We start from the raw sequence: 24302 nt of genomic DNA on the forward strand, positions 1-24302 counted from the left end.
TTATTCTGATTTAAAATTGTTTCCGGGTTTATTTCTTTTCTTCCAGCAATGCTTTTACGACTGATTCCGGAGCCGTAAATATGGTTCCATGCTTATGCCCCACAGGGATGCTTACCTCTTCTGTTACATCTGTAAAGTTCCGGAAATCCTTCGTACGCATAGCGCCATATATTTTTTTCTTATATACATCAAAATAGATTAGATAATCGTCTCCCACTTTCTCTACAGACGGTCCTTCTACAAAGGATTCAGTGAAAGGCTGGGATGCGGGCGAATAAGGACCGGTCATAGAATCGGAAAAAGCGATTTTCAGATTACGTTCCGGACGGGTGTTATCCTTGAGTACCATTACATAGTCATTCTTTGCCCGTTTCACGATAACGGCATCAATGGTACTGAATCCCGGATCATACAAAAGTTTTGCTTTCGAAACGGTTTTAAAATCTTTTGTAGTGATATAGTATAAACGATGATTATTATTCTCTTCTTCTATCCCCTTTTCGAAACGCCCGGGGACACAGGAAGCCCATACTACCATAAACTGATCGTTCTCGTCGTCATAGAAAATTTCCGGAGCCCATACATTAATAGTAGTCGGTTCGTCTGCCATTACAGGAATCATCTGTTGTTCCGACCAATGGATCAGATCTTTGGAATGTGCGTAGCCAAATCCTAAATCACCTTTCCAACTTGTAGTCCAGACCAAATGGTAGGTTCCATCCGGAGTACGTACCATCGAGGGATCCCGCATGAGCTGGTGCTGTCCCAGTTCCGGCTTTAGCCAAACTCCCGGAATACTGTCCCAGTGAATTCCGTCCTCACTATATAAGTATCTCAACCCCTCATCAGCCGGTTCATGAAACGAAGTGAACATGTAGTAGTCTTTGTTCCCCCCACAAGAAGCCAGAAACAGAAGACTTATTGCGGCTAATGTATTTCTTAACTTTTTCATTTCTATATTCTATATTTGTATCTTTTATACAGAGGAGACGATGGAAAGCGCCGTTTGTACTCAAATATACTAGAAGAATCAATAGATTCAAAATTTATATACGATAAAAGGGCGACTCTCCGAGCCACCCTTTCCACCATCAAACAAACTAACCATTTACAATGGGAAAGAATTTCACTTCTTTTTATAGTATCTTATTTTTTAATTATATAGAACCTCCACGGGCTTTTATACGTTTATACCATTCCTCTCGTTCTTTCTTCAGGTCATATCCACGTTTAGCCAGATAGTTGTTGATACGTCCTTTGTATTTTCCGAAAGCAGCGTGTTTCTTATTCGAATTTTCTGCATCCAACGCAAATTCACGAGCCTCTATCAACCAAGCATAGATTTGAGCTTTTTCTTCTTCTTTCAAAGTAGGAATCATGTCCAGATGTGAGTCATAAGTCACTTTTACTACTCCATAAGTCATGCCATCCTTAACGGCTTCTATTTGCTTTTCATCAAGAAAGAGAGATAAATTGGCAGGAAAAGCGAAATGTGAACGATATAGCGCCGCATCTTTTTCATTTTCCGCAGCTTTCAAAGCTTCATTTTTAGCCTCACCAGTCAACCCGGATTCTTTTACTTTCTTGACTTTCGCATCCCGCACCTCATAAATATCATTTAATTCGAAGTAACGATTGGCTATGACATTGCGAACATCTTCGGCTATTTTCGCATCTGTAAGTCCGAGTTTATCAACGATCTTTTGTGATCGGCCGACAATAGACTTTACATATTCAGGATCACGATTCTCTTTATTTAAGTCGACTGCCTGCGCAGACATCCAACCGGAAATAAAAAGCAATGATAGTATCAGTATCTTTTTCATAATTACATTAATTTTCCTTTTTCAGCCAATGTATCGTAGTTGTTCTTCATATCTCTCCAATCTACTTTATGCTTTGTGCTGATACCGTTGATATATTTTTCAATATTCGTATATCCGTCACCAGTACAGTCTTTATTGGCATCACTCGGATCGTTCGGATTTAATCCGTTAGCAATTTCCCATTCGTCCGGCATACCATCTTTGTCTGTATCAACATAAGGAGTACCTTTGTATTCAGGATACCCCCCCATCTGGCGAACATCAGTAATAATACCCTGCTTATAAGAATCTTTCGGCAAACGACGATACTTGAACTGTCCGTCTTCTCCCATTGACTTAGGAGACAAACCTGTCAAGTCACCATAAGCGTCTTTAGGAAGTTTCTTTTCATAATAAGGAATACCTGTTCTTACTTCTTCAATCACGCGTTCGTCAACAATATCACGACAAGGAATATTCGCACCTACATGTTTCAATACATAGTCATAAGCATCTTTAGCTCCCATGATATTGATATACGGCATTTCGAACGGCTGGTAGCTACGCATGTATTCAGTATATCCGTCAGTGTTCGGTTGAGTTTCAATCTGAATACCGCCATTCCAGTTGTCTTTAGTTATTTCAGGATAGCCTTCCATTATATTTCCGTCGGCATATACTCGCCCATATTCTTTATGATCCAGCTTACTACGTCCTGCTTCCGGTTTCAAGATACGATGTCCTACATTGGAATCCTTAGGAGTAGCAGGTCCCGGTTTGTAGTAGTTGTTAATCATATTGAACATCGCGGTATAATCACCACCATCGGAAGAACGGTGCACCCAATTGAATACTACATTATTAACGAAATTGAATATACCATTCCAGCCGATAGAAGGATTACGTCCGGAGTTACTAGCCCAAAGGTTACGGGCAAATGCACAGTTCTCACCACCTAACGTGCTACCAAACGCATGATTGTATGTATCCAACGCTTTTGCCGAGATAGTATTTTGAATAGTTACGTTTACAGTAGGAAGTTTCAAGTCTTTGCTTTCATATTGTCCTTCACTCGGGTCGTACATGTGGCGATAGAAAGAAATGTTCTCATCCAATCCCCATGTACAGGAGCAGTGGTCGATCATTATATTACCAACAGGATTACCTCCGAAAGAGTCATCACGATGCCATACTTTCGTTTCTCCACGACGGAAACGCATGTGACGTACCACCACATCATGTGTATCTACCCAAAATGATTCTCCAGCAATACAAACACCGTCTCCCGGAGCTGTTTGTCCGGCAATAGTTACGTAAGGAGCACGGACGATAATCGGAGATTCCAGACGGATGATACCAGCAACATTAAAAACGATAATACGTGCACCACCAGTTTCACATGCTTCACGGAAAGAACCCGGTCCACGATCATTCAGATTTGTGACAGTTATCACTTTACCTCCACGACCCCCAAAACTGTACATACCACCACCTTCAGCACCTGGGAATGAAGGGATATCAGCCTGTGGCAAATCGTACGGACGACCAGCCCAAGGAATATATGGACGTCCTTCTCTAGCTTCTTTTTGTACTATCGGCAACGCTTTTGCCCATGCTTCATCAGAGCGTTTCCGCTCTTCAGTCATCATTTTTGTATAGTTTTCTTTGGCTTCGCCAGATATTTGTGGGTATTGCGCCCATGCAACGGTCGGAGTCAACATTGTTGCAGCAAAAACTGCTAAAAGTACCTGTTTCTTCTTCATTTTTATTTGGTTTTGTGAAGTTGTTAATTCAAAAATACAATAATAAGACGAAAGAAGAAAAGATTTGTAATCAGTAAACATATACTTTTTAATATCCGCATCATATGCTAGCTTCTACACCTATAGAGGAATAGAAATATATACTATACAAGAAATAGTGAGTGTACCGGAAAGTATAATAAACTTCCGACACACCCACTTAATTTACTGTTTCAAATATTTTCGTTATTCTGCCAATGGATCAAATGTTCCATTTGCACCACCATTGTTGTAATCTCCCCAACCAATTGTTTGCTGTACTGCCGAATTTGCGCCTTGAGCACCTTGGTTCAAACCAAGAAAATAATATCTAGGGTAGAAAGTTATTTTATATTCACCTTTATTGGAATCATAAGAATCACCTTTCTTTTTCTTACGAATCAAATATGTATCATAAAACTCTTTCAATGTTTCCTGCGATGTAGAAATATCCTCGTTCAGATCTAAAGCTTTCGGACGTTTTATGTCCTTCAATGGATCTGGATTCTTACTTGCATCTCCCACCGGCCATGAATTACCTCCCAAGCCATTATTATAATCGTTTCTTACACGATATTCGATATTGTCACGTCGTTGTCCGTTAAGTGGAACAACCCCCAACCAATTGCATGTATTCCCATTCCAACCAGTCAGTTTCCATGAAGCAGGCAAATCATCTGTGTAAAGTCCTCCGCCCATTCCGTCACCATCATACAACAACCAACGACGGCAATCGTCAAAACGCTTTCCTTCATAAGCCAGTTCAATCTGACGTTCGTATAATATGGCAGACATACATGCAGCAGGATCACTCTCAAGATTGGCCTGCAAACCACAATCACCTGTATATCCAACACGCTGGCGAATCAACTTTAACCGGTCTACCGCTTCTTTCAGCAAAGCATTGTCTCCACCTTTCGCATATGCCAATCCGCATGCCGCTTCCGCATAGTTGAGCAATACTTCCGCATAGCGGATTTCAATATACGGGTTTGCATTATATGTAAATCCATTCTCTTGTGAATACTGATATCTCGGATTTGAACTTACTTGAAGATCATCCGAACGTTTGCGTATATAAAGTCCTTTTACATTATCCAGCAGATTATCTGCTCCATAAGTATTTCCACTTTCAATGTCATCCCTGTCTTTTTCTGAGGTATACCATACATAATTCCACAACTCATAAGACGAACCATCATACGGATTGTTGTTCTTATCATTTCTCGGATCGCCCTTAAAATGCCAATGTACACCGGGGAAGGCGAAAGTGCGGTAAAAACGGGGATCACGATTCATAAAAACAGGGGTACATGTCGGAGACTCCGGATTAGTATCGTATGTATATTCAGAGGTTTCCAGTTTTGTATAACTTCCGTAAGTTGCAGGACGTTTGCCATCAGCCATCGGAAACAAATCCACCATCATTCCTGATGGATTCTTCCCACCGTTTCCTAAAGTATTTTTCGGACGAATACCACGTTCCCAAGGATTGTTCTTGCTATAATCCGCGGCACTCGTTGAAGCTGTCGTATTATAAAGAGTTATCATAACTGCTTCCTTGTTACCTTCTACTTCTGAGAAAAGTTTTGCCCATCCGGCTGCATTATTTCCCGGAGCTTCAAAATTCTGCAACCCGTTTCCACATTTTTCCAACACTGCTATAGACGCTTTAATATCATCATAAGCCTGCTGCCAGCGGTTCACATCATTAGAACGATTGAAAAGCGGACTGGCATAAAGCAGACGGACACGCCCGAGCAAGGCTTCAGCCGTACCGGAAGTCACACGTCCCAGGTCCTTACCGGTCCATCCTCCGTTCTGCGTGAAAGGAGCCAACAGTTCGGATGACTTTTTCAAATCATTACATATAAAATCAATACACGCTTTTGTAGTAGAACGAGGAGTTACTGATTCCGCTGTCACTTCCTGTACTTTATCCACAATAGGAACACCACCATACCATTTGAGCAGATTATAATAACGCCATGCACGCAGGAAATACAATTGCCCTAATAATTCATTTTTCTGTTCTTGTGATAATGTACTTCCTTCAATTCCTTCTATCGCATCATTACAGTTTCGAATAATACCATAAGTCATTGTCTGAATATTACCGCTTGAACCATGAAAATAATCCGGTACAGGATTATTACCCGTTTGATAAGTCAATGGCGTACGAGGATCAACGAAAGCCCCAAAACCACTGTATTCTTCCGTCGACTGAGACTGCGCATCCGAGTCACCCGTACTGTTGTATTGGAAGCTGGGTGCTCCTTTCACATCCGGCATTATAAACTTATAAATATCATTCACACGAGCCAAAGCCCCGCTATAGTTGTTATAGGCATCCTGCGGACTGGCATAATCATAATTTTTCTTATCTTGCAGAAACTCATCACTACACGATTCAAGAAAGGATGTTGCCATGAGAGCAACACTTGCTATCAATATATGTTTTCTTTTCATTGTTTTTTCTTTTAGAATGTTACATTCACACCAATCGTAAACTTACGTAATGTAGGATATGTACCGTAAGAAATCATCGGATCCATGAAATTGTCCGGATAAGGATTGTTGAAACTCAACAGATTTTGTCCTGTCACATTAAAACGGCAACTCTCAATACCTATCATTTTGGTGTACTTAGATGGAATTTTATAGGCCAACGTCAAACGGTTCAGTCGGATACGCGTACCGCTAACTCTCCAAAAAGTAGATTCCGCACTATTTACGGAAGCATATTGTAGATTAGGATACTTAGCATCATGATTGGCTTTTACTACCACATTTCCTGCAGCGTCCAACACATCTTGATAAACATACATATTGTCTACATTCCAGAATGAAGGCATATTAGCATATTCCAAATCGCGATAACCGCCGGCAGCATCTCCTTTATTTCCTAACTTAATCGCATTTGTCGGCACAAAGCTATATCCTCCCCAACTTGCATTCAATTGCGCACTAATAGAGAACCCTTTATATTCAGCACTCAAATTGGTAGTGAATCCATACGGATTACTGCGGTTTGCCATTCTTACTTGATCGTTTTCTTTGTCTACCACTCCGTCAGGTCCTGCATACGTCCCGTCAGGTTGCAATTCCCCGCGCACGTCTTTATAAATCAACATACCCGGTCTAACCTGATCTTTGGTCATATCCATATATTTAGTAATGTTATATTTAGCAAAATATTCATCAATATCCTGATAACTGCGGAACATGCCGATGCATTGCAATCCCCATGTGCCGATATCCGAACGTTCTCCCTTATGTAAACTCTTAAATGTCATCGGACTATCCCAATCAGTTACCAGCACTTTATTATCAGTATAACCTGTGTTTACTTGTACTTTATATTTGAAATCTTTTCCAATCTTATCTCTCCATGTCACTGAAAGTTCTACTCCATAAGCATCCATCTCTCCATAATTCACATAGGCAGATTGTGTTCCAACCGTACCGGGTATAGAAGATTTATATGGAAGTAACATTTCACGATTCCAGTCATAGTAACCGTCGATAGCAAAAACAAGACGATTATTCAAGACATTAAAATCCAATCCAAAATTAGCTTTGTAAGATTTATCCCAGTGTGCATTGCGATTAACGGCAGATATATTTTTGTTAATCGTAATATGGCTACCTGCATTCAGATCTGTACCTGTGCCAAAGATAAAACCTTTATCTTTATCCATCGCATAATTTTGTGCCCACTGCCATGGAAGCGTATTGTCGCGACCAGTCAAACCGAAAGAAGCTCTTAGTTTCAAATAATCTATCCCTTTTACATTGTTCTTAAACCAGTCTTCTTGAGAAATCACCCAACCAGCAGAAACTGACGGGAAGAAGCCCCAATAGTTTTCCGGCGCAAATTTGGTAGAAGCATCCGAACGAAGCAAAAACTCTAACAAATACTTATCTGCATATGCATAATTAATGCGACCAATATAAGATAATGTACCAGATTCGGAACGAGAGAATGAAGTATTACCTTTACCTTCCGCACTCATCGTATTGGATTGACCATTAGTGAATTCATAAGGATAAGTGATACTACCCTCAACATACTCACTTTCAGCTTCCGAACGTTCGATAGAGAACAATCCCCCCAAAGTATGATCGCCAAAAGTTCTATTGTAAGTTACCGTAAAGTTCATCTGATAGTTATCCGTACGATTCATGTTTCTGCTCAAGAAAGAAGTATCACCGTTCACAACAGGTTTACCATTATTGGCATACAGGAAATTATCAGCAGTAAGCAAAAAGTCATAAGCATCCTCTTGTCCTGGTATCGGTGTGTACAAATGCTTTCCGCTACCGGCACGGTCAGCCATATAATAAAGATCATAAGAAGAACCGTATTGGTTTATTTTAGCGGAATTGATACTTTTTGAATAAGTAAATCTCACTTTCAGTCCCTTCAACCACTTGCTCCATCCAAAATCATATTCCAAATTAGCATTGATATTCATATTGGAAGTCATATTCCTACTATAATCTCCATTATTTTGAATCGCTGAAAAGTTATACTTCTGCACATTGCTCACTTGTGAATTGCTAATACCAAAAGCTGCAATCGGCAAACCATTGATTTCTTCCGGAATATAATATGGATGCGTCAACAATGTATTGTAATCTTCGGTTTTAGAACCTCCCACTTTATTCAAAGGAGTATTTTTCTTTCCATAATCACCGGATACTTGCACACCTGCATTCAGCCACTTACTCACTTTTACATTTACACCTGCACGGTAAGTCCATCTGTCATAATCCAAGTTGCCTAAATTTCCATCCTGATTGAAATAAGAGATACCGGCAAAATAATTTGCTTTTTCCGTTGCACCACTTAAATTCACACTATGCTGTTGTGTCAATGCAGATTTCCAATATTTATCCAACAAGTCATAATTCAGCCCCTTCATTGCATTCAATTCGTCTGCTTGAAACAAATCTTCCAGCAAATTAATAGAAGTATCCGTCGGGTCTGCTGCCCGTACTGCATTCCACAATCTACCATATTCATAAGCATTCAGCATCTTAGGACGAGACACTTCGTCTGCAATACCGAAAGTTCCGCTATAGGAAATTTGTGGTGTACCAAGCTTACCTTTTTTGGTTGTAACCAAAATAACACCATTTGCAGCACGTGCTCCATATACAGCAGCAGCGGCATCTTTCAACACAGAGATGCCTTCAATCATAGAAGGATCTAAGTTATTAAAAGCTGTAGCTCCCAGATTTTCAATAGAAGAGCCAACCTTAACTTCCGTTGGATATATATATCCATCAATCACATACAAAGGCTCTAAATTATTATTACCCATACTTGCTAATACATCATTCTGACGAATCGTAATTCGAGCATTTTCCCCTGGACGAGAGTTACCTCCACTAACGGAAACCCCATTTACAAGACCACTTAACGTATTAGCCAAGCTACCACTCGAGATATCTTGTATATCATCCATCGGAACAGTAGCAATGGCACCGGTCAGATGCGCCTTCTTTTGTGTTCCGTAACCAACAACTACCACTTCGTCCAACTGCTGTGTATCCTCTTTCAATACTACTTTAGTCAACTTAAAATCTGAGATTCTTTGCGAAATATATCCGATATATGATATTTCCACCAATTTGCCAGCAGGAACATTTATTACAAATTTTCCATTCAAATCTGTAATAGTTCCAATAGTAGTATCTACCACTTTTACAGCAGCACCGATTATAGGTTCTCCGGTTTCGTCTACCACAACTCCTTTAAAGGATTTGGTATTCTGTGCCAATGTCGGCAATAGCATCATAAACGAAAGAAGTATACCTAAACATAGTTTAAATGTATTCTTATGTATCATCTCTATTGTATTAATGTTTCTTTACTTAATTTATTTTAACCAACGCGGGTCACCGCTGCCATGACTGATAACTTCTGAGTGTCTCACTGTAAAATCTCCGTTAGCAGGATCTTTAAAACCGGGATCTACGCCATAAGCTGAAGTACTTTTATCACCATAATTACCATTAGCTTCTTTTTCAAGACCACTTCCACCTTTATACCAATAGCAATTATTGTCACATGTTTTGGCATTATCAGTACGTCCTCCGACAATTCTACGGTTAAATTCACCTTTACAAGAATCGTAGAATATATTCTTACTCAAATTCACAGTATTCTTCTGTCTATTCCAGACATTAGAGTTAAACGCCTCCTGGTCGCAAGATATATTATAAAAAGTATTACTCGTAAAATTCATTGAGCAATCAGCCCAACCGACATCAGCACCTTTTCCTCCAGCAACACGCATAAAACGTCCATTACTAGCTTCTGAAAGATTATATAGAGTCGAACTACTAAGTTCAAAGTCTTTTACAAAAGAATTATTGCTATTAAAATTAAAAATTTCAGCATCTTGATAAAATTTAATGAGACAATCTCTAACTATAAAATTCTGAATAGCATATTTCTTACCATTTATATTAACAAGATAATGACGTACATTTCGAATCTCACACGATTGAATAATCATCGGATTCGTAACTATCCCATAACTATTCATACCTTTTATTTCTTCCGGCACATCTCCAAACTTCACAAAAGAACCTTTTGACACCACATCACAATCGAAATCTATAAATTTCAATGCCATACCACCTCCACTCGAAACGATAGCACCAGAGCCTGTGAATGTCACTTTCGCATGATTCACTTTATTTCCACGCAATTGAACGTTGTTAACTCCCAAGTTTAGATCACCGGAAATAGTATATGAGCCACCAGCTTCTAACTCGTACGCAACTTCTACATCTTTTCCGGAAGTAATGGGATTATTCTCAAAATAAGTATTTAAATCTGTTCCAGCCGGAATAGTCGTAGCTGGAACTAATGTTGACCAAGTTACCTCAGACACAGAAGCGGCATCCTTATTATTATATTTATCATTGCCTAATGTCTTAATTTCTACCTTATAGTTAGTATCATCCAAATATGTACAAGCAACCGAACAACCATCTATAATAGAGTCTTTCACTACCGCTACAGGATTTGTAGGGTCATCTACAATATACATAGAAAACAAATAACCACCAGCGCCCATTATCACCGGCCATTCAACTTTCACACTAGGCTTTCCTGCAAGTTTTTCAAAAGACACTTTGGAAGCGTCCGGTGACTCCAACTGGGTATTCGTCACACCTCCAGAAAAGGTTTCTTCATCAAAACCATCTCCTGCACAAGAGCCAACTGAAAGAATCATCGATAAGCAAACCGCACTTACGACAATTGGTTTCTCAAACTTTAATTTACCCTTCATAGATTAAATTTTTAATAAACAAAAATAATATATTATATATCTAAATCCTAAAATGTACTTCATTAGGAAAGACGTATGACTACAAAATATGTAATCACTTAAATAAAAAAACGTTCTTAATTTTTTCGTTTGGTTTATCTTAGAAAAAATATTCGATCATATATTCCACCATAGTCAATCATAGGTTGAGGAGTAATTAATCATGGATTTTGATACAAACCACCACTTGATTATGACTCTCGAAAATTACTATTGAAACACTTCTTTCAAATACTTAATATTCGTACCATAATTCTTTTTCACGTTCCGCACGTCATCCTTATCGCGCGAACGTTCTACCACCAGCCATCCACGCCATCCCATCTTATCCAGTGTCTTTTTCACCTTATTCATGTCCAATCGTTCATTATAAGGTAAAGTCACTCTATCTGTGTCCGTACAGTGAATCTGGCAAATCCTCTTTTTCCCCAGAGTCTTCAACTCCTTGCACAAATCCCTTCCATTCTCCAATGCATTTTGAAATTTAAAATAGATCTTGATTCCGGGAGAATTAATTTCTTTCAGTAGTTTCACATCTCCTTTTGCATCCAATTGAGTTTCAATACCAATCACCACTCCTTCAGAAGCAGCCATATCTCCTACCTCCTTCAAGCGTTTTACAACTTCTGTCCGTAGTGCCGGAATCTTTTCCCATCCGGCTTTGATTCCTCCCAAAGGAAGAAAGGCTACTTTGGCATTCATCACTTTCATAGCACAAAGGCAATCCTGAACTAAATCTTTATAATTAGCTCGTTCCAGAAAAGACTGTCCATAGAAACCGGACATAGCAATAGAAGAAACTTCTAATTGATATTTTTGAGCAGTTTCACGAAATAATTGCTGGAAATGGGGCTCGCGCAATTTATTATCAAACATTTCCCTCTTGCCAAGGCCACCCATATCCAATTCTACACCGTCACCATTCAATTCATGTACCAATTGGAATGAACCGATTTTCTGACGTTTCAGAATCATCCAGTCACATACGGCTATTTTATAACGTTGTTCCTTTTGCTGCGATCCGGCAATTGCCAATAGAGGAAAACACTCTGCAAGTATCAATATCCAAAGGATATGTTTAAATAAATTTCTTCTCATTTTTTATTTTATTGCATACGATTTACATAGTAGACGTATGGAATAGATTTTTGTAATCACCTATAAAACAGAGAATAACTAAAAATACTACGGAGTATAATTTAATAAAAGTAAGATAGTGACGGTATCCAAGACAAATAGTGACGCTATCTTAGTCCGATACCGTCACTATCCCGGGCATATACCGTCACTATTTTCGAAGAAGTAATAACAGAAGTAAATGTAAAAAAATGGGCTGCCGGACTATAAGAAGTCCGACAGCCCTGTCAACCCAAAAACGATACCTATGAAACACTGTGTGTTATTTCAAATCAAACTTTAAATATTTGCCGTGAACAAGTTCATCATGTGTGATATGATATTTATTGAACTTCTTGCCATTCAATAGTACCTTATTAATATATAAAACTCCTGGTTGAGTACGATTGGTTTCAATCACCAATTCGTTTTCTTTATACCATTTCGGATCTAACCGGATCGTTACCTTATTAAAGACGGGAGTCGTCAATGTATATTCGGGCAGTCCGGGACAATCCGGATAAAAACCGATCATATTGAAAATAGCCCAGGAAGACATCGTTCCCGTATCATCATTTCCTGGAATACCATCAGGTTTTGTTGTAAAGTACTTATCTAATAAACGCTGCGTCTCTTTCTGCGTACGCCATTCTTCACCTTTAAAGTATGAGAATAAATGAGCATAAGCAATATCCGGTTCATTTGCCGGGTCGTAAAGTCCTTCGTCAAAAACCATTTGTAGTTTATCGATAAAAGGTTTCTTTCCCCCCATTAATTTCGCCAAGCCATATACATCATGTGGTACATAGAACGTATAATTCCAGGAACTACCTTCATGGAAACCGGGATTCGGTTCAAAGTTCTCTCCTTGTCTCGGATTAAACGGGCTATAAAACGTTCCATCGGGGAGAATCGGACGGAAAGTACCAAATTCTTTACTATAATAATGTTTGTATCCTAAAGAACGTTTATAGAACATCTCTGCATCTTTCTTTTTACCTAAAGCAGCTGCAAAACGAGACAATGCAAAATCGGCAATATAATATTCCAATGCATGAGAGACGGAATTGTCATACTGTTCACGAAGGGGTACATATCCTTTAGACATATAATCATCATTATCAGGACGCATCAAGTTTTCCGCCCCCGGTAACGTAGCAGATTTGTACATTGCCTCATAAGCCAAATCAACATCAAAGTCACGCAAACCTTTCATCCAGGTATCTACAATTACCGGAATACTCGGATCACCTTCCATTGTCAATGTTTCTCTGCCATATAATTCCCACTTAGGCAACCATCCATGTTCACGATACATATCAAGCATTGTGCGCACCATTTCCATCTGACGTTCCGGATAAACCAAGGTCAGCAATTGATGAACATTGCGGTAGGTATCCCAAAGAGAAAATACGGTATAGCGATCACCTTTGGTTGTCAGGATCTTATCACTTTCCATTGCCGGATATTCTCCGTTTACATCCTGCAAAATATTAGGATGAATCAGCAAATGATAAAGCGCTGTATAAAACACAGTCTTTTGGGCATCTGTACCACCTTCCACTGTTATGCGTGACAAGTCATGATTCCATTTGGAACGTGCTTCCGCATGAATCTTCTCAAAATCCTTTCCAGCCTGTTCACGATCCAGATTCAAACGGGCATTTTCTATGCTTACAAAAGAAACTCCCATTTGTACTTCTACTTGTTCACCTTCTTCTGTATCGAAGGAGAAATAAGTACCAATGTCATCTCCTGCTATTTCTTTTCCGTAGCGAGTATAAAGTTTATACTTTCCCTGATCCTTATCCCATTCAGCCTCAACCCCCATCATCGGACGTTGTTTCTTCCAATACCCTGTTGCAGAAGGATTCTTCTTAACCCGCAATACAAAGTAAATGGGGAATACAGCTTGAGGATTATAACAAAATGTGCCAAGTAGTTTGACTCCTTCCACTTCGCTATCGCTTACACGACGAAGCATAGCGCCACTCTCATTCGTTAACCCCTCACCCAGATTCAGCAGGATGTGGCTTTTCCCTTTTGGGAAAGTAAACCGGGCAATACCGCTACGCGGAGTAGCCGAAACTTCTGTTTTTACATTATATTTAGTCAGATAATTAGAATAATAGCCCGGTGAGGCCTGTTCATCCTTATACTTACTACCATATTCTTTATAATCCACATTCAGTTCTCCGGTAGTAGGCATCAATAATAAAGAACCTAATTCCGGACAACCGACTCCACTCAAATTCACATGAGCATATCCGGTAAAGAAACAATTTGTATATTCATAAGGCGTAGACCACCATCGGGCATCTTTATCGTATGTGTTTTCGGAAGATCCCATCACATTGAAAGGAACCACAGACATCATACCATTGGGGCAAATCGCTCCCGGATTGGTCGTTCCGAAATTTGTAGTTCCGATAAAAGGATCCACATAATCTATCAAAAGACTTTTATCCGTATTTTTAAGGGGAGGGCTCCCCCCTTCCCCCGCATAGGCGGAAAGAAGGGAAAAAGCAAGTGTGTAAGTTAATATAATACGTTTCATATCTTTATTAAATGATACTCGTTCGTTTCGTAAAATCGATAATCTCTTTTATATATCCGAAGGCCATACCTACCACAGTATCTGCCGCACCATAATAAACAGCAACACGTTCACCATCTTGCAAAGCAGCACAGGGGAATACGACATTAGGAACGTCACCTTGAAGTTCGTAAGGAGCAGCCGGACCAAGCAGATATTCACGTGTACGGTAAAGAACTTTTTCCGGATGATCTTTATCCAATATGGCAGCTCCCATAGCGTAACGGAAACCATTACAAGTAGTGATTACACCATGATAGAACAGCAACCAGCCTTCATCTGTAAGGAAAGGAACTGAACCTGCACCAATCTTCGTACACTGCCAAGCGCTTTCCGGGAAAGGAGTCACTTTCATTACACAACGGTGTTCACCCCAATATTTCATATCCGGACTATAGCTGATGTATATATCGCCAAACGGAGTATGTCCATTATCACTGGGACGACTCAACATCGCATACTTGCCATCGATCTTCTGCGGGAAAAGTACACCATTACGATTGAAAGGCAAGAAAGCATTTTCGCACTGGAAAAACTCCTTAAAGTCAAAAGTATAGGCAATACCAATCGTAGGGCCATGATAGCCATTACACCAAGTCACCCAATAACGGTCTTCAATCCATGTAACACGAGGGTCGTATTTATATTCCGACTCAATCATTTCCGTGTTACCTGCTTTAAACTGAATAGGTTCATGATTGATATCCCAATGAATTCCGTCCTTACTAAAACCTGCAAAGATATTCATCTGTACAGCTTTGTTATCACAACGGAATACGCCTGCAAAACCATCCTCAAAAGGAACAACAGCACTATTGAAAATACTATTAGATGAAGGAATATGATAACGTCCGATAACTGGATTTTGTGAGTAACGCCACATAACGTCCGTACATCCGACAGGACGATCTTCCCAAGGAATTTGAATTTTATTCATAATCGTTGATTTTATATTATTTATTTTTTGAGTCATCATACGTGAAAGGTATGAAATAAGTAATCAGAAAAGCTGGAATAGTTGCAATTAACACATAGATAAAGAAATTACGATATCCTAATAAGTCACTAAGATAACCACTAACCATTCCCGGAAGCATCACTCCCAGATTCATGATTCCTGAAGCAAATGCGTAATGTGACATTTGATGTTTGCCTGGAGCAATCTGTTGCATCATAAACAACGTCAGTCCGACAAAACCAAAGCCATAACCAAAATATTCCATTGTTATACAAGTTCCGATCAGATATACATTAGTAGGCTGTGCAACTGCCAAAAAAGTATAGGCTACAAACGGAAGATTAAAAATACAGCAGAGAGTAAATAGTGTCTTTTTCAATCCGAACTTAGAAACATAAATACCTGCCAACAATGAGCCTAAAACGAAAGCAGCGGAACCAAAGATACCATTTAGCGTGCCGATCTCTGTTAACGACAGTCCTAAGCCGCCTACATCCCTTGAAGCACGTAAAAACAGCGGAGCTATTTTCATGATAAAGCCTTCTGCCAAACGATATAAAATAATAAAACAGATGTAATAAAGAATATGCTTTTTAGTAAAGAAGTTAGCAATGACTGCTACCAATTCGTGCCCAACCTCCGATGCAGTTTTCTTTGTTGTTGACGGAACCTGTGTAGAAGGTAACATTTTTATATGATAAATACCGATCAGTACCATTATTGCCGCAATTACGCCGAAAATAATCATCCATGCAGATGAATATGCTCCTTTGTTAGCATCTATCGAAGCACCTTCTATTGCTCCGAAGTGCTCTGCCAATGCTCCTGCCATAGCAACTAATCCTCCATTAGCAACCAATTTGGCTACATTATAAAAAGCACCTTGAACTCCGATATATTTTGCCTGATCTTCTTTGTTCAATTCAGCCATATATACACCATCACAAGCAATATCGTGCGTTGCTCCACTAAAAGCAATCACTGCCATCGTAGAGATACTTATGGCGAAAAAGTAATCGAAAAACAAAGAAAAGGCTACTACTCCAAACAATACACCACTCAATAATTCTGTAATCAATACGAAGAATTTTTTCGTCCGATACATTTCAAGAAAAGGGCTCCACAAAAATTTCAGTGTCCAAGGCATCATAATCAGAGAAGTCCAGAATGCAATTTGCGTATCCGAAATTCCAAGATCCTTAAACATGAAAACAGAAACCAGATTAATAGCAATAAAGGGAAGTCCCATTGCAAAATAAGCAGTAGGTACCCAGCAAGCCGGGTTAATAGTTTTTCGTTGAGAAGCAGTTTTATTCTGTTGCATAAATCATAGTATATAGATGAAAAAAAACATTTTTCTGACCCATCTATATATAATACAACTAAAAGGGGGAAACTACTAACGTCTCCCCCCTACTTTTTTTATTTTATTATCACTTCGTCTATAAAGAACCACGAAGGATGGCCTACACCATAATGCCAGGTCGGACATTCTTTCGTTCCGGTGACTTCTACTTTCACATAACGAGTTTTTATCGGTTCGGCTGATTCAGCCTTGACTCCACGGAATTTTACCTCACCCGTACGTTCTTCCGGTAAATCAATCGTTCTCCAATGCGTATAATGTTCACCGTCTTCAGCGTATGAATAAACCACCTTTAGAGGAAAAAGAATCCAGGCCCCTATTTGATGAAGAAAATCTGTTTCCACACTATGTATCTCTTTCGCTTCGCCCAAATCTATAACGAATGCACCATCGGTTCCTTCCCAACCAATCCAGCTATCAACAAAGGTTGCTCCACCAAACAAACCGTCAATCAGTGCGTTCTTTCCTAATGCCGCATATTTTCCGGTAGGAGGAATTAGATAAGTAACCTTTGCACCCAATGCCAAACTTTTCTCTTTTTGTGGCATGTAACGTTCCCTGTACAATTTACAATAGTCTACCGATGAATTGGAACGCTCATTCAATGTCGGAACTTGAAACTCTTTCACGCGTTCCTCAAAAAGGTCTAACTTTTTATTGATATCTACTAAGTCTTTTTCTGTCTCCGTTCGTGCTATTTCCAGTTCTGAATACTGAATTGGCAGACGTGCCCGTTGAACTCGTTTCAAGAAACCAGGTTCTGCTTCAACAGCTTTTTCAGCCAAATCAAACAAATGATTATAACGACGCATCAAAGCAGGCTTTAGCATGCCATATTTATGTGATACAGGTGAATCATATATCCACAACCTCTGTCCACTACCAATTAATGCTCCTTCCATTATCTTTATGTACTGATAAAGATATGGCGCTGCTTCCCCATAATATCCATGCAGAAAATGTTGCATCAATGAGTCTACATTAACTTCTGGATTCCACATTAACTTTGACACTAAATAAGCGCGAAGTTCTGCAAAATCTCCTCCCCTGCTCCCTGCTATTTGAGAGAAATGCATGGTGGCATGATTCTTTTTGAAAAGACGGATATTGTCCTGTAAAATATGGAAATTAGGAAATGGAGCCAGATAATTATCAAAGTTAATACCGTAATCCCACACGAAAATATTATTGGTAATCTTAGACCATCCTTCCATGGCTTTCACAAACTCTTTTCCCGAAGCATTCTCCGTCAAAGTTACTTCACGGTCACAGTCAATATCACATAGCATAATATTCACATTCGGCAAAGGTTTCACATGTTTCGGAGGATTCATAGTATATAGATAAGCCAATGTGGAAAATTCTTTATCCGGGAAACGGGCAGCCAACTTATTCAGAAAAGTGATTATGCTTCCTGATAATGCTCCTTCATAATCATCAATTGCCTTACAAGCATCACACGTACAATTTGTATAATTACCATCATTCTGACTTACAGACATGATATGCTTATCTGGATTTGCTTTGAAAATAGAATCAACACGTTGAGCTACAATCTCAAAAACCTCCGGATTACTCAAACACCACTGACTGGCCTTTCCCGGGTGGCGTTTTCCTTTGAAGTAAGAATAATATTCCGGATGTTCTTTCCCATAAATGAATGAAGGCAGAAGCTTATCAAAAGTATGCACCCAATAACCGGCAGCAAACACTTCATTCGGTTCCTCTAAACGATTCCACCACTTATAAATAGAGTCTGTATGGATAGCATAACATTGTGTCTGACGGTAACGAAAGCCCGGATTCTCGACTTTATTAATTAAGGGTAAGTTCACTGTTTTTGAAGGGGCAAGAGAATATTCATTCTCTCCCCAATAATCGATACCCAAATATTGCTCTAATAAAGTAACAACCCCATATACAACACCGTTTTCTTTACCAGATATTTTTAGAATACCGTCTTGAGTAGAAATAGAGAATCCGTCCTCTGTTACTTCCGCCGGAGATTGACCACCAATGAGAATATCTCCTTTTCGAGGAGTTTGACTTATAACAACAGGCAACTTACAACTGGTTACTTTTTGAATAAATGTTTGTAACAAATTTGCAGCTGTCCACGATATTTGATTATTCTCTTTCAAAATGATCCTAGAACTTGTATTCCCATTAGTTACTAACATTGTTTGAGAGAGAGACGGAAATGCCATACTAATTCCCATAAACCATAAACAGATCCGTAGAATAATAGATAATTTCATGTTTTTCTTGCTATTAAAAGTTATTATATAATAGTAATACAATCAATATGATACTATTAAACAATCAATCTTTTTCTTTTTTTATTTATTAACTTATATAATAAGTCCCACTTTATCCGAAAATACGAAAAAGTGGGACTTAAAAATTTTCAATAACCTATTAATTATTTCGCATATAGGTCAAATTCCGTAAGGCTGACCGTATTGGGACCTTGTTTCACATAATACTTTAAATAACGCGTTTCAACGGCTTTCGAAAACTTAATATATTGTGTGCCACTTCTTGAAATAGTTACAGCACCAATAGATTTCCATTTTGCTCCATCACTCGAAGTAAATACTTCTACTGCAGTCGGTGAATAACTACTAGCATAACACTTATTTCTTATTCCTGTTAATGTCTGCACCTTAACCTATATCCACAGTTAACCAATATTCTGCTCCTCCATCACGAGCTAGATCAGAATTTGTTCCATCAATTAGATTTTTAGCATCTCCACGAGTCGTCGGAGCAACTTTTACAGTCCAGCCAGAACGATCGGCAATCAAAGTACCTTCAGCCGGTTGCCCGGACTCTACATTGACATGAATATTTTGAATTTTCACATAAACTACTCCTCTGTTAGAGCTAAGTGCATCTAAGTTATTACCTTCTATAGAAGATATGGTAACTGGCAACAAATATCCCCCTTCTGTAGTCAACGATCCTACATTTAACAGCTCTATTTTTATAGAATCTCCAGATACACTTTCTCCATTTTCAATAGTAACAGTTTTATTGGTGAAAGAATAATTTTCAGCAGGTAATATGTTATATTCCGTATCATTAGCTTTATTGTAAGCACTTACTAGATTATCATCACTATCGGCTGTTATTTTCACATCTTTCGATAATCTCTCCGTGGCACATGCAACAAACCGATAATTAGGTTGTAACTCATTTACGACCACTGAATTATCTTTCAAAATCACTGACAACGATGCTTCATAAGAATCTACCGGAAAAACTTTCGTAGAAAGATAAAACTTAGAATTCACAGTAACTTCGTCATCATCGTCACAAGAGATGCACAGTGGTGATGCCATTAATGACATCACTACTGTTTTCCATATTATATTTTTCAATCTCATAATTACATCATTTGAATATTATATTATTTACCATCTGATCTAATGCCATCTACCCATCTGACAACTCCATTAGGCGCCGTGGCTTTATTTCCATGACCAGTTGCGTCTTTAAACTCGGTTCCTGCCCCTTCATTCAATTTCCAATAAGCCTCCAAGCCATCCGTACCCGGATTTATCGCAAACATATTATTCTGAATCTGCGACTGTGAAATAGCAGTAGTCCAAAAACGTACTTCGCTAACTATAGCATCTGTAACCATCCAATCACCATTGCATATACCAAAACTATTCTTAACAAGACGCAAAGGTTTTCTTGGAAGATCTAATGTTGCATCAATATTTCCATTTACATAAATAGTCAATTTCACTCCATCACAAACAAATGCTAAATGATACCATTGATTATTTTTAAACTTAGTAGCAGCATTTACTTGAGTACCTTGTGTTTTTATCTGCAAAATATTACCAGGAATCGGGCCATCACCGAAACGGATATAAATTTCACCATCTTCTGCGATACCATTACCTGGACCTGCAGAAAATATTGCTTGATTCTGATAGCTAGGAGGACCAGGATAACCAACTCCAGGAGTCACCCCATCCCCAAGTTCGCTCATATTAATACGCATTTCAAGTGACCATTGAGTTACTGTATAATCCTGACGCATTTCCATAGTAATTGGTTTTGTACCCGTCAACACTGGTGCAGAGGTTATAATAACCTGATCCATGATATAAATCATCACATCTGCACCTTCCAAAGTTTGTTGCCCACCTGATACAGCAGTAATAGCAACCGGTAGTGCAAATTTATCACCAGAATCAAGCATTTCCTTTGTCAACGGATCAATTGTTACTTTAACAGTAGGAGCCACTAATTCTCCTTTTTTTATAACCACTGTCTTTTGATCAAAAGAATATGAACCTTCTGGCATAGATTTATAGTTCGTACCACTTTTTGTATTATATACTTCCAACGATTTCGGACTTAGTCCCAAAGTAACTTCTATATCTTCTGTTGCAATTTGTCCCGACCGCGGAGTCACAGTGACAACACTACCCTCTTCGGCTACTGTTACCTTTTTGGACTCATAAGACAAACTACTGGATTCAGCTAAATAAATTCTACTGCCGATAGTATCATACTTTGCATCTTCACAACTTGCTATAATTGCACAAAGCAATATGGCAAAGGCGAACATTATTGTGTTTTTATTTTTTACCAGATATCTCATAATTATTATATCTTTAAATTTATTATTTTACCGGTGGATTCATAATGCGGATAGCATTACGCAAATAAGGATAAGATTCTTCTGTACCATCAATTGTATATTCATACTCCATATGATAAGTTCCGACCCCTCCTTTTACACATTTTTTCCCGTTAATAATAGGTGTCCAACGTGCCATACCTTCCAATGACTTCATTTTATTTCCATATCGATCAGTGAAATCAGCCCCACCAGACAAAGCCCATTTTTCAAAGTTTTCAGTTACAATATATTTCTTAGCAACTTCTTCTGCAGTCAAATGCCCATCAAAGTTTCTTATTGTAGAGTTTAAACGGCTATCCAAATGGTCACGTCCAGTATTATCTCCTGGAGAATCATAAGCCTGCACTATAAAATAATTAAAATAAGGACCTGACTCCGATACAATACTTTGTGGCTCACCGTCAATTACTAATAGCCTGTCTGTACCCGATTTTGGTCCGATTCTTTCTCCCAAGGTCTGAATGAACAACAACATATTCTCATCACTTCCACTCATGTTACCTCGATGACCAAAATTAGGCTCATAGTCAATATCAAAGCCATCATATCCATATTTATCAATACTATCACATATTGCATGGGCATATTTCTTTATAGCTTCTTCCTTATTCTCATTCCATCCCCAGAATTCCAGATAATTATCTTTATATTCCTCGGGAGTCAATTGGTCACCGATATTTTGAACAATAAAACACATCAAAGCTTTAGTCCCTTTTACATTTTGTACATAACGCAAATCTTTTGTTTGCGCTTCTGTCAAATTTCTCCAGTTACCCCAAATAGAAACAAAATCCACACTATCAGGAAGTCCGGCTAAACATTTTTCTAAAGTAGCTCCATTTCCGGTCCAATTACCAAACCATCCGAAAGCAACCGGATGATCTGTTTTCTTATAAGCGCGAAGCTGGGCATAGTATTCTTCCGGAAGTGACGACTGAGTCATATCTTCCTGGAATTTTGGTTCCATGTCTGTCCAATCATCACACGCTGTATTCGCAACCGTTATGCCAAATAACAACATTATAAAATAGAATATCTTTCTCATACTATTTATATTAATATAGATTATACTATTATTCACTTATCCCTACGCTGCCACCAAACCTTAGTCTGATAATTATCAGCGCCACCCAATTTACTTACAGCAGCATTTACATTAGCAGCATTACGAATATATTCCGATGGTGGGAACGGAATACGATTAGCGGAAGGAAGATTGGTTACATTTCCATTCAATAACGGGAAAAAACGCGGATACCCAGTACGACGATACTCGCTCCATGCTTCTTGTCCCAAAGGCCACATTGCAATCCATTTTTGGGTTATTAATCTTTCCAGTTTTTCTTCCTCACCAGCATCATCTTTCCATTTGATAGTTATAGAACTAATAGCACTTTCATTCCCCTTATTCTCATTAGGATCTACATAATCAGCCTGAGTACTTGATTCATCATTCAGGTATTGGTCAATACCATCCGATACTCCCCATTGTGCAAAGGAAAGTCTGATAGCTGATTCATACAAATCTTTCACCGTTTCTCCTTTTACATCCCATCCTAACATTGCCGCTTCAGCTTTATTAAAAGCTGTTTCAGCTGCACTCATCCATAAAGTACGATCCATCTCTCCAACATTTATTCTAGAGAAAGTCGGTCCGGTAATATCATTACCATAAGACAAACCTGCGCGCATACCCACATAATCATCATCTCCTTTATCGCTCGTTTTCTTTTTAAAATATTTCGACATACGTGGATCGTTGTATCCTTTCATATAAGATGTAATATCGGCAGAGACACATTGGTCAGGCCATTGCACTAATACCGTATACAATTGATTTTTAGTGCCTAAAGAAGTTGCGTTATCTTCATTGGAAGTAATTACCCCTATAGAATGGTTAATAGCTTCCTCCGCCATCTGTCTGGCATATTCACGATCTGCAAAACGAATACGAATGGCCATACGTAGTTTCAGTGAATTTGCAAATTTCACCCATTTCTCAAAATCACCGTCATAAACTTTATCATACTTAGCCATCGTTCTGTTGTTTGGATTTTCGGTCACATAAACAGTCATTACATTAATTGCATCAGTCAGATCAGTAAACATTGCATGATATGCTTCCTCCATTGTATCGTAAGGAGTCGAAAGTTTATCACTTGAAATTTGGGAATAAGGAAGTGCCCCATACATATCAAGCATACGATGCATTGTCGCAATTCTTAGGATCTGTGCCCATGCAAAGTTAACCCCTGTCCCTTGGGTTACATTCTTTATTTTATTCCATGCACCATACGTCAATACCATTACATTATCATCTGCAAACTGCCAGTTTAACCAGTTCTCGGGTGCATTATATGTAGCAAAATTTGCCCCTTTAAACTTATCTGTTGCCATTACCTGATAACGTCCATAGCAGTCACCAATCAAGGATTCATTGGTATTATAAATGTTTTCAGTAGCTATGGGATATGCATAATCACATAAAGTCAAGAAGAAAGCATTGGCAGCAAATCCATCTCGTCCAAGTTCTTCTTCCGAAACTTTTCCCAACGGATCATTCAAGCTATTATCCATGCATCCTTGTAACATTGGAGTTCCAACAAGCATACAGCCTGCAATAGAAATCTGCGTTATGAATTTATATATTTTCATTTGGTTA

General features: G+C 38.7%; 16 protein-coding genes. All 16 read right to left on the reverse strand.

Annotation, left to right across the window (positions count from 1 at the left end; translation table 11 throughout):
* Window positions 1–28: 28 nt before the first annotated feature.
* The 16 genes from BSAG_RS04215 to BSAG_RS04150 all read right to left on the reverse strand — a co-directional run bounded on the left by BSAG_RS04215 (window position 29) and on the right by BSAG_RS04150 (window position 24295).
* On the reverse strand, window positions 29–952 hold the full coding sequence (locus BSAG_RS04215) for a glycoside hydrolase family 43 protein (RefSeq protein ID WP_004300482.1): 924 nt from the start codon (window positions 950–952) through the stop codon (window positions 29–31).
* Window positions 953–1157: 205 nt separating this feature from the next.
* Window positions 1158–1826, reverse strand: a complete 669-nt coding sequence (locus BSAG_RS04210) for a DUF3826 domain-containing protein (RefSeq protein ID WP_004300481.1) — start codon at window positions 1824–1826, stop codon at window positions 1158–1160.
* 2 nt (window positions 1827–1828) lie between these two features.
* Window positions 1829–3568, reverse strand: coding sequence for a thrombospondin type 3 repeat-containing protein (locus BSAG_RS04205; RefSeq protein WP_008770997.1), 1740 nt, complete (start codon window positions 3566–3568; stop codon window positions 1829–1831).
* A gap of 225 nt (window positions 3569–3793) precedes the next feature.
* Complete coding sequence (locus BSAG_RS04200) at window positions 3794–6055, reverse strand: RagB/SusD family nutrient uptake outer membrane protein (RefSeq protein ID WP_004313668.1); 2262 nt, start codon at window positions 6053–6055, stop codon at window positions 3794–3796.
* An 11-nt stretch (window positions 6056–6066) separates the two neighbouring features.
* Window positions 6067–9444 (reverse strand): SusC/RagA family TonB-linked outer membrane protein, encoded by a 3378-nt coding sequence (locus BSAG_RS04195; protein ID WP_004313669.1) that lies wholly within the window; start codon window positions 9442–9444, stop codon window positions 6067–6069.
* Between the two features lie 30 nt (window positions 9445–9474).
* Window positions 9475–10899: a DUF4992 family lipoprotein gene (locus BSAG_RS04190; RefSeq protein WP_004313670.1), complete on the reverse strand. Its 1425-nt coding sequence runs from the start codon at window positions 10897–10899 to the stop codon at window positions 9475–9477.
* Window positions 10900–11148: 249 nt separating this feature from the next.
* Window positions 11149–12036, reverse strand: a complete 888-nt coding sequence (locus tag BSAG_RS04185; RefSeq protein WP_004313671.1) for a sugar phosphate isomerase/epimerase family protein — start codon at window positions 12034–12036, stop codon at window positions 11149–11151.
* A 301-nt stretch (window positions 12037–12337) separates the two neighbouring features.
* Window positions 12338–14611 (reverse strand): GH92 family glycosyl hydrolase, encoded by a 2274-nt coding sequence (locus tag BSAG_RS04180; protein WP_004313672.1) that lies wholly within the window; start codon window positions 14609–14611, stop codon window positions 12338–12340.
* Between the two features lie 7 nt (window positions 14612–14618).
* Window positions 14619–15587 carry a 1,4-beta-mannosyl-N-acetylglucosamine phosphorylase gene (locus tag BSAG_RS04175; protein WP_004306232.1) on the reverse strand — a complete coding sequence of 323 codons (969 nt, stop codon included), beginning with the start codon at window positions 15585–15587 and terminating at the stop codon, window positions 14619–14621.
* A 16-nt stretch (window positions 15588–15603) separates the two neighbouring features.
* Complete coding sequence (locus BSAG_RS04170) at window positions 15604–16932, reverse strand: MFS transporter (RefSeq protein ID WP_004306233.1); 1329 nt, start codon at window positions 16930–16932, stop codon at window positions 15604–15606.
* A 98-nt stretch (window positions 16933–17030) separates the two neighbouring features.
* Window positions 17031–19232 carry a DUF4838 domain-containing protein gene (locus BSAG_RS04165; protein WP_008770994.1) on the reverse strand — a complete coding sequence of 734 codons (2202 nt, stop codon included), beginning with the start codon at window positions 19230–19232 and terminating at the stop codon, window positions 17031–17033.
* A gap of 164 nt (window positions 19233–19396) precedes the next feature.
* A complete protein-coding gene (locus BSAG_RS0223465) occupies window positions 19397–19639 on the reverse strand; it encodes a discoidin domain-containing protein (protein WP_008017810.1) in 243 nt (80 codons plus the stop codon).
* Between the two features lies 1 nt (window position 19640).
* The gene (locus BSAG_RS0223470; RefSeq protein ID WP_004313674.1) at window positions 19641–20363 is read right to left on the reverse strand and encodes a DUF1735 domain-containing protein; all 723 of its coding nucleotides are present in this window, start codon (window positions 20361–20363) and stop codon (window positions 19641–19643) included.
* Between the two features lie 23 nt (window positions 20364–20386).
* Window positions 20387–21598 carry a DUF1735 and LamG domain-containing protein gene (locus BSAG_RS04160; protein WP_008640544.1) on the reverse strand — a complete coding sequence of 404 codons (1212 nt, stop codon included), beginning with the start codon at window positions 21596–21598 and terminating at the stop codon, window positions 20387–20389.
* Between the two features lie 22 nt (window positions 21599–21620).
* Entirely contained in the window at window positions 21621–22685 is a 1065-nt protein-coding gene (locus tag BSAG_RS04155; protein WP_008017812.1) for a glycoside hydrolase family 18, read from the reverse strand.
* A 32-nt stretch (window positions 22686–22717) separates the two neighbouring features.
* Window positions 22718–24295, reverse strand: a complete 1578-nt coding sequence (locus BSAG_RS04150) for a SusD/RagB family nutrient-binding outer membrane lipoprotein (RefSeq protein ID WP_004310777.1) — start codon at window positions 24293–24295, stop codon at window positions 22718–22720.
* Window positions 24296–24302: the final 7 nt, after the last annotated feature.

Source organism: Bacteroides sp. D1, assembly GCF_000157095.2.
Classification (GTDB): domain Bacteria; phylum Bacteroidota; class Bacteroidia; order Bacteroidales; family Bacteroidaceae; genus Bacteroides; species Bacteroides xylanisolvens.

Excerpts from the sequence above, each read along its gene's own strand:
- BSAG_RS04185 (WP_004313671.1), bottom strand. The coding sequence starts at position 12,036 with ATGAGAAGAAATTTATTTAAACATATCCTTTGGATATTGATACTTGCA.
- BSAG_RS04150 (WP_004310777.1), bottom strand. The coding sequence starts at position 24,295 with ATGAAAATATATAAATTCATAACGCAGATTTCTATTGCAGGCTGTATG.
- BSAG_RS04170 (WP_004306233.1), bottom strand. The coding sequence starts at position 16,932 with ATGCAACAGAATAAAACTGCTTCTCAACGAAAAACTATTAACCCGGCT.
- BSAG_RS04175 (WP_004306232.1), bottom strand. The coding sequence starts at position 15,587 with ATGAATAAAATTCAAATTCCTTGGGAAGATCGTCCTGTCGGATGTACG.
- BSAG_RS0223470 (WP_004313674.1), bottom strand. The coding sequence starts at position 20,363 with ATGAGATTGAAAAATATAATATGGAAAACAGTAGTGATGTCATTAATG.
- BSAG_RS04205 (WP_008770997.1), bottom strand. The coding sequence starts at position 3,568 with ATGAAGAAGAAACAGGTACTTTTAGCAGTTTTTGCTGCAACAATGTTG.
- BSAG_RS04160 (WP_008640544.1), bottom strand. The coding sequence starts at position 21,598 with ATGAGATATCTGGTAAAAAATAAAAACACAATAATGTTCGCCTTTGCC.
- BSAG_RS04180 (WP_004313672.1), bottom strand. The coding sequence starts at position 14,611 with ATGAAACGTATTATATTAACTTACACACTTGCTTTTTCCCTTCTTTCC.
- BSAG_RS04200 (WP_004313668.1), bottom strand. The coding sequence starts at position 6,055 with ATGAAAAGAAAACATATATTGATAGCAAGTGTTGCTCTCATGGCAACA.
- BSAG_RS04210 (WP_004300481.1), bottom strand. The coding sequence starts at position 1,826 with ATGAAAAAGATACTGATACTATCATTGCTTTTTATTTCCGGTTGGATG.
- BSAG_RS04215 (WP_004300482.1), bottom strand. The coding sequence starts at position 952 with ATGAAAAAGTTAAGAAATACATTAGCCGCAATAAGTCTTCTGTTTCTG.
- BSAG_RS04155 (WP_008017812.1), bottom strand. The coding sequence starts at position 22,685 with ATGAGAAAGATATTCTATTTTATAATGTTGTTATTTGGCATAACGGTT.
- BSAG_RS04190 (WP_004313670.1), bottom strand. The coding sequence starts at position 10,899 with ATGAAGGGTAAATTAAAGTTTGAGAAACCAATTGTCGTAAGTGCGGTT.
- BSAG_RS04195 (WP_004313669.1), bottom strand. The coding sequence starts at position 9,444 with ATGATACATAAGAATACATTTAAACTATGTTTAGGTATACTTCTTTCG.
- BSAG_RS04165 (WP_008770994.1), bottom strand. The coding sequence starts at position 19,232 with ATGAAATTATCTATTATTCTACGGATCTGTTTATGGTTTATGGGAATT.